This is a genomic window from Bradyrhizobium sp. B120, assembly GCF_049075665.1.
Classification (GTDB): Bacteria; Pseudomonadota; Alphaproteobacteria; order Rhizobiales; family Xanthobacteraceae; genus Bradyrhizobium.
Genome location: NZ_CP185242.1, coordinates 5,119,493 through 5,132,364, shown reverse-complemented (window position 1 = coordinate 5,132,364; position 12,872 = coordinate 5,119,493). Strand labels below are relative to the sequence as shown.

Genomic DNA, 12,872 nt, shown 5'->3' with positions numbered 1-12,872 from the left:
GGTCCACACGACGCGTTATGCCGTTTCGCCGCGGGCCTGTCCTGCGACAGAAACCGAAACGGCGCTCCGATATTCCCGGCACGATATTGCGATTTTTGAGCGACGGGCTTGGTCGCCCAGAATTGTGCTGCGCCGCCCGGAAAATCCGACATAGACTGGTTCTAACAAGTTCGGATGACTAGCTAAAAAGCAGGCGTCGCGACCAGCGCAAAGAGGGCTAAATGGGAATCAACCAAGGGCCTATCAGCCTCGACCAGAAATACACACAGGGCACCGGTCACGTCTTCATGACCGGCATCCAGGCGCTGGTCCGCCTGCCTATGGCGCAGATCAGACGCGACCGCGCCGCAGGCCTCAACACGGCAGGCTTCATCTCCGGCTATCGCGGTTCCCCCCTCGGCGGCTACGACCAGCAGCTGTTCGCAGCCCGCAAGCATCTCGAACAATACAACATCAAATTCCAGCCCGGCGTGAACGAGGATCTGGCGGCCACCGCGATCTGGGGCTCGCAGCAGCTCGCTTTGTCGCCCGGCGCCAAATATGATGGCGCCGTTGGCATCTGGTACGGCAAGGGCCCTGGCGTCGACCGCTGCGGCGACGTGTTCCGCCACGGCAATGCGGCGGGCTCCGCCAAACATGGCGGCGTGCTCTGCCTTGCCGGCGACGACCACGGCGCAAAATCCTCCACCGTCCCGCATCAGTCCGACCACGCCTTCATCTCCGCGCTGATGCCCTACCTCTACCCCTCCAGCATCCATGAAATGATCGAGATGGGCCTCTTGGGTATCGCGATGTCGCGCTACTCGGGCTGCTGGGTCGGCATGAAGGTGATCACCGAGACGGTCGAGACCACGGCCGAGATCGACCTCACCGACGAGATGACGCCGTTCATCATTCCGGCCGATTTCGAGCTGCCGCCGGGCGGCCTCAACATCCGCTGGCCCGATGACCGCTTCGAGCAGGACCGCCGGCTGCAGGATTACAAGGGCTTTGCCGCGATCGCCTTTGCCCGCGCCAACAAGGTCAACCGTATCACCATGGATTCGCCGAACGCGCGCTACGGCATCATGGCCTCGGGCAAGAGCTATGAGGACATCCGCCAGGCGCTGCGCGAGCTCGGCATCACGCCCGAGATCGCAGCCCAGATCGGCATCCGCCTCTACAAGATCGGCATGCCCTGGCCGCTGGAGCCGGAAGGCGTACGCAATTTTGCCGTCGGCCTCGATGAGATCTTCATCGTCGAGGAGCGCCGCGAGATCGTCGAGAACCAGGTCAAGCAGGAGCTGTTCAACTGGCGCGACGACGTGCGCCCGCGCATCGTCGGCAAGATGGACGATCACGACAAGCGTTTCCTGACCTTCGCCGCCGAGCTCAGCGTGGCCTCGCTTGCGAGCTCGCTCACCGAACGGCTGCTTCGACTTAATCTCAATCCTGAAATCGCCGAGATGCTGCGCGCTAAGGCCGACTGGTTCAACGGTCGCCAGTCGTCGCAGATGCAGGCGACGGCACCCGTCAGCCGCACGCCGTATTTCTGCTCGGGCTGCCCGCACAACACCTCGACCAAGGTGCCGGAAGGCAGCCGCGCGCTCGGCGGCATCGGCTGCCACTTCATGGCGCTGTGGATGAACCGCTCGACCGAGACCTTCACCCACATGGGCGGCGAGGGCGTGCCGTGGGTCGGCATCGCGCCGTTCACCAACGAGAACCACATCTTCGCCAATCTCGGCGACGGGACTTATTTCCACTCCGGCATTCTGGCGATCCGCCAGTCGATCGCCTCCAAGGCCAACATCACCTACAAGATCCTCTACAACGACGCGGTCGCCATGACCGGCGGCCAGCACCACGACGGCGATCTGTCGCCGCAGAAGATCACCTTCCAGCTCCACGCCGAAGGCATCCGCGAGATCTATCTGGTCTCAGAAAATCCGGATTCTTATCCGGCTGATACCATCGCGCCGGGCGTCAAGCTGTTCCACCGCGACGAGCTCGAGAACGTCCAGAAGATGTGCCGCGACACCAAGGGCACCTCGGCGATCGTGTTCGTGCAGACCTGCGCCGCGGAAAAGCGCCGTCGCCGCAAGCGCGGTCTGATGGAGGATCCGGCGCGGCGCGTGCTGATCAATCCGGCCGTCTGCGAAGGCTGCGGTGACTGCTCGGTGCAGTCGAACTGCATCTCGGTCGAGCCGCTGGAGACGGAATTGGGGCGCAAGCGCACCATCAACCAGTCGACCTGCAACAAGGACTATTCCTGCGTGAAGGGTTTTTGCCCGTCCTTCGTCACGGTCGACGGTGGCACCCTCAAGCGTCGTGCGCCGACCGAGCTTGGCGATATCGGCGTCTTGCCGGAGCCGGCCTCGAAGCCCGCGCTGGACCGGCCCTACAACATCGCGGTCGGCGGCGTCGGCGGCACCGGCGTCTTGACCATCGGCGCGCTGCTCGGCATGGCCGCGCATATCGAGGGCAAGGCCTCGATGATTCTCGACATGTCCGGCCTCGCGCAGAAGGGCGGCGCGGTGCTCAGCCATGTCCGGCTCTCCGAGCATACGGCCGATGTCACCTGCTCGCGCATCGTGACCGGCACGGCCGATCTCGTCCTTGCCGCCGACGAGGTCGTGGCGGTCTCGAAGGACACCATCTCGCTGTGTGAAGCGAGCCGCACCGTCGGCATCATCAACAGCCACATCATTCCGACCGCGGATTTCATCCTGAACCGCGACTTCAATTTCCAGAGCCGCAAGGTCAACAGCGTGCTGGAGACCGAGCTGCGCAAGGACTCCGCGTTCTTCGACTTCACCAAGCCGGCCGAAGCGCTGCTCGGCGACTCCATTGCCACCAACATCATGATGATGGGCTTTGCCTATCAGCGCGGGCTGCTGCCGCTGTCGGCAGAATCGATCCAGCAGGCGATCGAGGTCAACGGCGTCTCGATCAAGATGAACACCCAGGCGTTCCAGCTCGGGCGCCTCGCTGCGGCCGATCCGGCGCGCCTCGCTGCGATGATGAAGGGTCAGGATGACGCTGCCGCACCAGCAAAGACGCTGGATGCGATGTCGCTCGACGAGATCATCACCCATCGCATGGCGCTTCTGACCGACTATCAGAATGCCCGTTTGGCAAAACGCTATCGCAAGCTGGTCGATCAGGTCCGCGAGGCCGCCACCAAGGGCGGTTATGGCGAAGTGCTGCCGCGCGCGGTGGCGATCAACTACGCCAAGCTGCTCGCCTACAAGGACGAGTACGAGGTGGCGCGGCTGTTCACCGATGGCCGCTTCGAGAAGCAGCTGCGTGATCAGTTCGAAGGCGACTTCAAGTTCAACTTCAATCTCGCCCCGCCGATCCTCGGCGGCGGGCTCGATGCGCAGGGCCGTCCGAAGAAGCGCGCCTTCGGGCCGTGGATGATGTCGGTGTTCAAGATGATGGCGCGATTCCGCTTCCTGCGCGGCACGCCGCTCGACGTCTTCGGCTACAACGCCGATCGCAAGCTCGAGCGCGATCTGATCGCGGGCTACGAGAAGGATGTCGCGACGGTGCTGACCCTGCTGTCGCCGCTCAACCACGACATCGCGGTCGACCTGCTGTCGCTGCCCGACCGCATCCGCGGCTACGGCCCGGTGAAGGACAAGGCGATCAAGGAGGCCAAGGTTCGCTACGCGCAACTCGCCGCCGACCTCGCCAACCCGCCGCCCGCTCCGCGGCAGATGGCGGCGGAGTAGGGCGTAGTCGCAAATTTGGTGTCGTCCCGGCGAAAGCCGGGACCCATAACCACCGCACTTCGTTGTAGCGCGACGCTGGGGCCACAGCTCACTCCCACCACACGACCCTGTGGTTATGGGTCCCTGCTTTCGCAGGGACGACGATTGAGTTGCGGACACAGTCTCGCCTGACGGAATATTTCCGCGCTTGCCAAGGTCGCGCCGTCGGTTCAGAAAAACGCTGGAGCGAGAAACGCCAGCGGAGAGCGATTTGACCATCAAGGGCAAGGCCTACATTGCCGGGATCTACGAGCATCCCACCCGGCATGCACCCGATAAATCAACAGCACAGCTGCACGCCGAGGTCGCCAAGGGTGCGATCGAGGATGCCGGGCTGACCAAGGACGACATCGACGGCTATTTCTGCGCCGGCGATGCGCCGGGCGGGCTGTGGCCGATGGTCGATTATCTCGGCCTCAACACCAGGAAGCTGCGTCACGTCGATTCCACCGAGACCGGTGGCTGTTCCTATCTGATCCATCTCGGCCACGCCGCCGAGGCGATCGCCGCGGGCAAATGCTCGGTCGCGCTGATTACGCTGGCAGGCAAGCCGCGCACCGGCCCGATGCCGCCGCGCGCCTCCGGCGCCGAGGCCGACTTCGAACTGGCTTACGGGGCTACCACGCACAATGCCTATGGCATGTGTGCCATGCGCCATATGCACGACTATGGTACCACCTCCGAGCAGCTCGCCTGGATCAAGGTCGCGGCCTCGCATCACGCGCAATACAATCCGCATGCGATGCTGAAGGAGGTCGTCACCGTCGAGGACGTCTTGAACTCGCCGATGATCTCGGACCCGCTGCACCGGATGGACTGCTGCGTCGTCACCGACGGCGGCGGCGCGATGATCGTGACCACGCCGGAGATCGCCAAGAGGCTGAAGAAGCCGCTGGTGCGCCTGATCGGCCATGGCGAGGCGATGAAGGGCCCGCGCGGCGGCAAGGATCTCGATCTGACATACTCCGCCGGCGTGTGGTCCGGCCCGCGTGCTTTTGAGGAAGCGGGCGTGACGCCGAAGGACATCAAATACGCCTCGATCTATGACAGCTTCACCATCACGGTGCTGATGCAGCTCGAGGATCTCGGCTTCTGCAAGAAGGGCGAGGGCGGCAAGTTCGTCGCCGACGGCAATCTGATCTCGGGCGTCGGCAAGCTGCCGTTCAACACCGACGGCGGCGGCCTGTGCAGCAACCATCCCGTCAATCGCGGCGGCATGACGAAGATCCTCGAGGCGGTGCGCCAGTTGCGCGGCGAGGCGCATCCGAAGGTGCAGGTCAAGAACTGCGACCTCGCGATCGCCCACGGCACCGGCGGTCTGCTCGGCGTTCGCCACGCCGCGTCAACCTGCATTCTGGAGCGTGCGTGATGTCTGAAGCCAAGAAGTACAATGCCCCGGTGACCAATCCGGAGACCGTGCCGTTCTGGGAAGCGGCGAAGGCGGGCAAGTTCATGATCAAGCGCTGCACCACCTGCGGCGAAGCGCATTACTTCCCGCGCGCGATCTGCCCGTTCTGCTTCTCCGACAAGACGGTGTGGGAAGAGTCGAGCGGCGAGGCCACGGTCTACACCTACAGCCTGATGCGGAAGTCGCCGACCGGTCCGTATGCGATCGCCTATGTGACGCTGAAGGAAGGCCCGTCGCTGCAGACCAACATCGTCGATTGCGATCTGGAGCAGGTGAAGATCGGCCAGAAGGTCAAGGTGGTGTGGAAGCCGACCGACGGCGCGCCGCTGCCGTTCTTCACACCGGCCTAAGAAGTACCTTCCCCCCTTGCGGGGGAAGGTGGCAGCCGAAGGCTGCCGGAAGAGGGGTGTCTCTCCACGAACAAAGTCGTTCCGCGGAGGCAACCCCTCTCCCAAGTGAGTTTGTTGCGTGACCGGTGCAGCCCTCTCCCGCAAGGGGAGAGGGCGCAATAACGGGCAGCGCCGAAGAAACAACGGTTCGGGGAGAAAACAACAATGCCAATCGTGTACGAACAGCTGATGGCCCTGAAGAATCTGGGCCAGAAATACAGCTACAGCGATCGTGACGTGATGCTCTATGCCTATGGCATCGGTCTCGGCGCCGATCCGATGGACGAGAAGGAACTCGCCTTCGTCAATGAGGGCGTGCTGACGCCGCGCCCGCTCAGGGTGGTGCCGACGTTCGCGTCGGTCGCGGCCTGGGGCGCCGGCCCCGGCGAAATGAACCTCAACCGCGTGATGGTGGTCGACGGCGAGCGCGACATCACCTTCCACAAGCCGTTCGCGACCGCGGCCCACATCACGGCCGACTCGACCGTGCTCGACGTGTTCGACAAGGGCAAGGACAAGGGCGCGGTGATCCGCCACCAGACCGTGCTGAAAGACGAGAAGGGCGACAAACTCGCCACGCTCGTGGCCTCGCGCTTCGCCCGCGGCGATGGCGGCTTCGGCGGCCCATCCGACGGCCAGCCCGAGCCGCACAAGGTGCCGGAGCGCGCGCCCGACAAGGTGGTCGACATCACGACGCGGCCCGACCAGGCGCTGATCTACCGGCTCTGCGGCGACCGCAACCCGCTGCACTCCGATCCGGAATTTGCGAAGAAAGCCGGCTTCCCGCGCCCGATCCTGCACGGCATGTGCACCTACGGCATCACCTGCCGCGGCGTGCTGCAGACCTATGCCGATTACGATCCGTCCGCCTTCAAGCAACACGCGGCGCGGTTTTCCTCGCCGGTGTTTCCCGGCGAGACCGTGACCATGGAGCTGTGGAAGGACGGCAACGTGGTGTCGTTCGAAGCCAAGGTGAAGTCGCGCGGCGTCACCGTGATCAAGAGCGGCAAGACGGTGCTGGCGTAGCTCTCGTGCCCCGGACGCAGCGCAGCGCGCAAGCGGTGCGGTGCAGAGCCGGGGCCCAGTTGCCGGGCATGGGTCCCGGCTCTGCGAAGCAGCGTTTGACGCTGCATCGCGTCCGGGACACCAAACAACGGAGAAACGACCATGGGATTACTCGACGGCAAGGTGGCGCTGATCACGGGCGCCGGCGGCGGACTTGGTGAAGCCTACGCGAAGCTGTTTGCGCGCGAGGGCGCGGCAGTGGTGGTCAACGACCTCGGCGGTCCGCGCGACGGCTCGGGCTCCGACAAGTCGATGGCCGACAAGGTGGTCGACGCGATCAAGGCCGAGGGCGGCCGTGCGGTCGCCAACGGCGCCGACATCTCGACCCTGGCCGGCGGCCAGTCGGTGTTCGACGACGCCATCAAGCATTTCGGCCGCGCCGACATCCTGGTCAACAACGCCGGCATCCTGCTCGACGAGACTTTCCACAAGGCCAAAGAAGAGAACTGGGACAGGGTGATGAAGGTGCATCTAAAAGGCACCTTCTGCTGCACCCAGCCGGTGTTCAAATGGATGCGTGACAATGGCGGCGGCGTCATCGTCAACACCTCCTCGACCTCGGGCCTGATCGGCAATTTCGGCCAGACCAATTACGGCGCGGCCAAGGGCGGCATCTGGGGCCTCTCCAACGTGCTGGCGATCGAGGGCCGCAAGTACAACATCCGGATCTGGACGCTCGCGCCGGGCGCGCTGACCCGCATGACGGCAGACCTGCCGCGCTACAAGGAGAACCCGGGTGCGGCGCTGGGGCCTGACGGCATCGCGCCGGCCGTGCTCTACATGGTCAGCGATTTGTCGGGCGACCAGACCGGCAAGGTGCTCGGGGTCTCGGGCCCGCGCGGCGTCCGCGAAATGCGGATGATGGAAATGGAGGGCTGGAAGCCGCCATTTACCGGCTGGAAAGCCGAGGACATCGCCACCCACGCCAAGGAGATCTTCTTCTCCGAGGAGCAGATCAAGATGGGCGCGCGGCGGTTCTGACCGTACGTCATTCCGGGGCACGCGAAGCGTGAGCCCGGAATCCATACCCCCGATCGTGGTTATGGATTCCGGGCCTGCGCCAAGTGGCGCATCCCGGAATGACGCTGTATAGAGGCGGAAACAGATGAGGCACCCATGACCAAACTCACCGCCCAGGCCGCAGGAACCTTCGCGATCGCGCCGACCCCGTTCCACGACGACGGCCGCATCGACGAGGCATCGATCGACCGGTTGACCGATTTCTACACCGAGGTCGGCTGCGACGGCGTCACGGTGCTGGGCATTTTGGGCGAGGCGCCGAAGCTCGATGCCGCGGAGGCGGAGCAGGTCGCGCTGCGCTTCGTCAAGCGCGCCAAGAAGCTGCAGGTGATCGTCGGCGTCTCGGCGCCGGGCTTCGCCACGATGCGCTCGCTGGCGAAGAAGTCGATGGATGCCGGCGCCGCCGGCGTCATGATCGCGCCGCCGCCGCATCTGCGCACCGACGACCAGATCATTGGTTATTTCAAACAGGCGCAGGAAGCCATCGGCGACGATATTCCCTGGGTGCTGCAGGACTATCCGTTGACGCTGACCGTCGTGTTCACGCCCGCGGTGATCCGCAAGATCGTGATGGACTCGCCGTCCTGCGTGATGCTCAAGCACGAGGACTGGCCGGGTCTGGAGAAGATCTCGACCTTGCGCAACTTCCAGAAGGACGGCTCGCTGCGGCCGCTGTCGATCCTGGTCGGCAATGGCGGCCTGTTCCTCGATTTCGAGATGGAGCGCGGCGCCGGCGGTGCGATGACGGGCTATGCATTCCCCGAACTCCTGATCGACGTCGTCAATCTGTCGAAGGCGGGAAAACGCGATGCCGCGCATGATCTGTTCGACGCGCATCTGCCTCTGATCCGCTACGAGCAACAGCCTGGCGTTGGTCTCACCGTGCGCAAATACGTGCTGCAGAAGCGCGGCATCATTTCCTCCAGCGCCCAGCGCAAGCCCGGTGCTGTCATCACGCCACAGGCGAGGGCGGAGGTCGACTATCTGCTCTCCCGCGTGGCACGCGTCGATCGTCGCGCCAATCTGCAACCGCAATCCAGTGCAGCAGGATAATTATGACCGAGATCGTTGCCCCGCGCTTTGCGTCGACCGTGCTGCTGCTGCGTGACGGAACGTCGTCCGAAATTGAAGTCTTCATGATGGTCCGCCATCACCAGATAGAGTTCAATTCCGGTGCGCTGGTGTTTCCGGGCGGCAGCGTCGACAAGAACGACAAGGAGATCGCCGCCGATCCCGCGCTCTGTTCCGGCGGGGCAGGGCTCGACGGTGACGCGCTCGGTTTCCGCATCGCCGCGATCCGCGAAACCTTCGAGGAGAGCGGCATCCTGCTGGCGCGGCCCCAGGGATCGAAGGATCTGGTCGACGCGAAGCGCGCGAACGAGATCGCGACCGCGCATCGTGCAGCGCTGAACGAAGGCAAGATCAGCTTCCTCAAGGTGCTCACGGACAATGGCATGGTGCTCGCGCTCGACGAGCTCGTGCCGTATGCGCACTGGATCACGCCGGAAGGCATGCCGAAGCGCTTCGACACCTGGTTCTTCCTGGCCGCCGCGCCGCCCGAGCAGCTCGGCGCCCATGACGGCAAGGAATCGACCGACTCGATCTGGGTGTCGACGCGCGAGGCGCTGGAAGGCGGCGAGACCGGCCGCTTCAAGCTGCCATTCCCGACCACGCGCAATTTGATCAGGCTCGGCAAGCAGCCGAACGTCGGCGCCGCACTCGCCGACAGCAAGGGCAAGCCGATCGTTGCCGTGATGCCGGTGATGACCAAGACCGCCGCCGGCCGCCAGCTCCGCATCCCCAAGGAAGCCGGCTACGACGGCGAGGTGTTCGACGTCGGCGCGTTGGGCTAGCGCGTTGTCGTAAGCTCTGCGCTGGCAAGAATTCCGTCGATCAGCGCTTGTTGCTGGTCGTAGACCCAGCAGTGCGACAACAGCCTGTCACGGACCGAATAGATCAGCAGCCGTTCGACTTCGACGGGGTTGCCGTCGGGGTTGAAGATTTCGCGGACCAGCAGGCCGCCGCGCTCGGTGCCCACCATCGTGTCGACGATGCCCGCGAGTTTGCGATTGGTGCGCCGTGTGACCTCGGCAAGGATGGCCAGCGAGGCTGCCTTGCCACGATGCACGCCGGCAAGCGGATTGCTGCCGAAATAATGAAGGGTGAAATCATCATGGTAGCAGGTGACCATGGTTTGACGGTCACCGGCGACCCATGCCTGGGCATAGCGGGAGATGGCGTGTCGGATGGCGTCGCTGCCGGATGAAGCCTGAAGTGAAACCTGCTCTGTCATGCTGTTGCTCCGCAAATGGGCGAATTGCGATAGACTGACCGGCATGGCGACGCTTTCAGAAACTGGCTGCGCGAAGCCGTTGCAGGCAAAATTGATCGGATGGGGGCCGCGCGTGCTTTACCTTGGGCCGGCGTTCGGCCTGACGCCGCATCGAAACGCCACGGCCGTGCTGGCGATCGGGCTCGACCATTCGCTGGACGTCGCAGAAGATCCGGAGAAGGACGACGGGGCATTTCGCTCAACGCGGAGCGTGCTGATTCCGCCCAACACCCTGCATCACCTCCGGATCGCGCGCGGCCGAATGGCATTCCTTTATCTCGATCCACTCAGCCGCGATCTCGCCGTCATCTCCTCCCGCATGCAGCAGGCCAGGCTGCGTGCCTCGTTCACGATAGCCGGAGAGGAACCCCTCATCGAGACCTTGCGCGACATTGCCGATGGTCGTCTCGCGCCTCGCGAGGCGCGGCAGGCTCTGGGGGCCATGCTCGGCATCGGTGCGCGGGCAGACGCGGATCGGCGGATCGCGGCGGCGTTGCAGCGGATGCATGATCAGCCCGCTAAATCGCACTCGCTTGCGCAACTGGCTGCCGTAGCGGGCCTCTCGACATCGCGTTTCCTGCATCTCTTCAAGATGCAGACCGGCCTGCCGTTGCGCCGCTACCGGCAATGGAGCCGGATGCGCGCCGCTGTGAGCGCAGTCGGGCACGGGATGTCGCTGACGGATGCTGCCCATCAAGCGGGTTTTGCGAGCTCGGCCCATTTCTCGAGCACGTTCCGCGACATGTTCGGCATGATGCCGTCGACGTTCATGCGGCGGCTCGAACCGCACGGCGCACCGCTCCGACACGCTTCGGCGAGTACCGAAGTATAGACGTCGCGGACCCGATATAAGTGCGTCAATGATCCTTGCGGGCCAGAGCTGCCCGGCGCAACGGAGATTGACGTGACAGACTCCCTCGAGAGACAGCTGAAGCTTCCCGACAGCAGCACTTCCGTGCTGCTGCGGCACTGGCCGGGCGCGGGCGATCCGGTGCTGTACGTTCACGGCGCGACGTTCCCGTCGTCGCTGTCGGTCGGCTATCGCTTTGGCGGGCGGTCCTGGGCGGACGATCTCAATGTCGCGGGCTTCGACGTCTGGGGTTTCGATTTCACAGGCTTCGGCGGCTCGAGCAGGCCGCGGCAAATGTCGATGCCCGCGAGCGGGGTCCTGCCGCTCGGCCGAGCGCCGGAAGCCGCCGTTCAGGTCGATGCGGTGGTCGATCACATCCGCAAGGTGCGTGCCGGTGCGCCGGTTCACATCGTCGCGCATTCATGGGGCACGATGGCGGCCAGCCGTTTTGCAGCCGATCGTCCGGATGCGGTCGGCCGCCTCGTGCTGTTCGCGCCGATCGTCCGGCGCGAGCTGGAGGGATTACCGCTCCCCGAGAGCATCGGCGCATGGCGCGAGGTCTCCATCGCGGATCAATTGAAACGATTTGTCGAGGACGTCCCACCGTCGCATCCGCCGGTGCTGATCGAGCCTGACCTCGCCGAGTGGGGCCCGGCCTATCTGGCAAGCGATGCCGGCGCGACCGGACGCAACCCGCCGGCGGTCCGGATTCCAAACGGGCCGCAGGCCGACATCATCGCCGCGATGTCGGGGCAGCTTCCCTACGACCCGCGCCGCGTCCAGGCGCCGACGCTGATCGTCCGCGGGGAATGGGACAACCTTTGCCAGGATGGCGACGCAGCCTGGCTGACAGATGCACTGGGCGCCTCGCAGAAGGCCGATGTCGTCGTGCCGAGGGCGACGCATTTGATGCATCTTGAACACGGGCGGGAAGGCTTGTTTGCGGCGACCGCCGCTTGGCTCGCAAGGAGCGCGTCGTGAGCGGCCCCGCGACCGGCGACGCGCGCCGGCCCCGTATGGGCTTCGAGCTGGTGCTGCTGCTCACGCTCGCCACCCTCTGGGGCGGCTCCTACACTTTCATCAAGCTCGGCGTCGCGACTATCCCGCCGATCACGCTGATTGCGGCGCGTACCGCAATCGCGGGGCTCCTGCTGCTCGTCATCATGCGGATGCGCGGCGTCGCGATGCCGACAGACGGCGCGACCTGGCGCCGCTTCATCTTCCAGGCCTGCCTCAACAGCGTGATCCCGTGGACGCTGATCGCCTGGGGCGAACGCTTCGTCGATGCCGGCCTCGCCACCATCCTCAATTCAGCCTCGCCGATCTTCACCTTCCTGTTCACGGTCGCGATCACCCGCCACGAGGCCGCCAGCCCGCGCAAGCTGTTCGGGGTGATTGCCGGCATGGCCGGCATCTGCCTGATCGTTGGCGTCGATGCGTTCCGCGATGTCGGGGAGGGCATCGTGGCCGAGGTCGCGATCGTCGTCGCCACCATCTGCTACGCCTGCGCTGCGATCTTCAGCCGCGGTTTCAAGGAGCTCGATCCGATGGCGCCGGCGGCGGGCTCGCTGATTGCGGGCGCGGCAGTCCTGATTCCGCTCAGCCTCGCCGTCGAACGGCCCTGGACGCTGGCGCCGTCGACCAGCTCGCTGCTCGCCTTGCTGGCGCTTGCGGTGTTCTCGACCGCGATCGCCTTCGCGATCTACTTCCGCCTGATCCAGACCTTGGGCTCGGTCGGCACCACCGCGCAGGCCTATCTGCGGGTGCCGATCGGAGTAGCGCTCAGCGTCGCCTTTCTGGGCGAACGGCTGAGCCCGACGGCGTGGCTCGGGCTCGCTTGCGTCGTGGTCGGCGTCGCCGCGATGACGATTCCTGCGCGAAGGACCACCACGGCCTGAGGTCATCGCGGCGATGACGATCCCGGCGCCGAAGGCTGCCGGCGCCTGATGTCCTGTCTCCCGAAACCGGCTGCCGGCTGGATGGACGTCATCCTGTGCCGGAATCGGCCACCGGCGGCCCCCGGGTGACACGGGTCACACCGCCGGCCGGCGAG

At 64.9% G+C, this 12,872-nt stretch carries 11 protein-coding genes; 10 read left to right on the top strand and 1 reads right to left on the bottom strand.

Going from position 1 to position 12,872, the window contains the following annotated elements:
* Positions 1-221 precede the first annotated feature (221 nt).
* The 7 genes from ACOIX3_RS23675 (at position 222) to ACOIX3_RS23645 (ending at position 9,490) form a co-directional block, all read left to right on the top strand.
* A complete protein-coding gene (locus ACOIX3_RS23675) occupies positions 222-3,716 on the top strand; it encodes an indolepyruvate ferredoxin oxidoreductase family protein (RefSeq protein WP_420964515.1) in 3,495 nt (1,164 codons plus the stop codon).
* Positions 3,717-3,966: 250 nt separating this feature from the next.
* Entirely contained in the window at positions 3,967-5,124 is a 1,158-nt protein-coding gene (locus ACOIX3_RS23670) for a thiolase domain-containing protein (RefSeq protein WP_420964514.1), read from the top strand.
* Entirely contained in the window at positions 5,124-5,513 is a 390-nt protein-coding gene (locus tag ACOIX3_RS23665) for a Zn-ribbon domain-containing OB-fold protein (protein ID WP_420964513.1), read from the top strand. The genes ACOIX3_RS23670 and ACOIX3_RS23665 overlap by 1 nt, the downstream gene beginning before the upstream one ends.
* Before the next feature lie 204 nt (positions 5,514-5,717).
* Entirely contained in the window at positions 5,718-6,578 is an 861-nt protein-coding gene (locus tag ACOIX3_RS23660; RefSeq protein WP_097675119.1) for a MaoC family dehydratase, read from the top strand.
* A gap of 141 nt (positions 6,579-6,719) precedes the next feature.
* Entirely contained in the window at positions 6,720-7,598 is an 879-nt protein-coding gene (locus ACOIX3_RS23655) for an SDR family oxidoreductase (protein WP_420964512.1), read from the top strand.
* Positions 7,599-7,733: 135 nt separating this feature from the next.
* The gene (locus tag ACOIX3_RS23650; protein WP_420964511.1) at positions 7,734-8,690 is read left to right on the top strand and encodes a dihydrodipicolinate synthase family protein; all 957 of its coding nucleotides are present in this window, start codon (positions 7,734-7,736) and stop codon (positions 8,688-8,690) included.
* Between the two features lie 2 nt (positions 8,691-8,692).
* Positions 8,693-9,490, top strand: coding sequence for an NUDIX hydrolase (locus tag ACOIX3_RS23645; RefSeq protein WP_420964510.1), 798 nt, complete (start codon positions 8,693-8,695; stop codon positions 9,488-9,490).
* Here ACOIX3_RS23645 and ACOIX3_RS23640 read toward each other — a convergent pair.
* On the bottom strand, positions 9,487-9,930 hold the full coding sequence (locus tag ACOIX3_RS23640; protein ID WP_420964509.1) for a nuclear transport factor 2 family protein: 444 nt from the start codon (positions 9,928-9,930) through the stop codon (positions 9,487-9,489). The two genes, ACOIX3_RS23645 and ACOIX3_RS23640, sit on opposite strands and share 4 nt — an antisense overlap.
* 43 nt (positions 9,931-9,973) lie before the next feature.
* Here ACOIX3_RS23640 and ACOIX3_RS23635 point away from each other — a divergent pair, with 43 nt between their 5' ends.
* From ACOIX3_RS23635 to ACOIX3_RS23625, 3 genes are all read left to right on the top strand, one after another.
* Positions 9,974-10,801: a helix-turn-helix domain-containing protein gene (locus ACOIX3_RS23635; RefSeq protein WP_420964508.1), complete on the top strand. Its 828-nt coding sequence runs from the start codon at positions 9,974-9,976 to the stop codon at positions 10,799-10,801.
* Between the two features lie 72 nt (positions 10,802-10,873).
* Positions 10,874-11,800, top strand: coding sequence for an alpha/beta hydrolase (locus tag ACOIX3_RS23630; RefSeq protein ID WP_420964507.1), 927 nt, complete (start codon positions 10,874-10,876; stop codon positions 11,798-11,800).
* A gap of 35 nt (positions 11,801-11,835) precedes the next feature.
* Positions 11,836-12,717 carry a DMT family transporter gene (locus tag ACOIX3_RS23625; RefSeq protein ID WP_420971784.1) on the top strand — a complete coding sequence of 294 codons (882 nt, stop codon included), beginning with the start codon at positions 11,836-11,838 and terminating at the stop codon, positions 12,715-12,717.
* Positions 12,718-12,872: the final 155 nt, after the last annotated feature.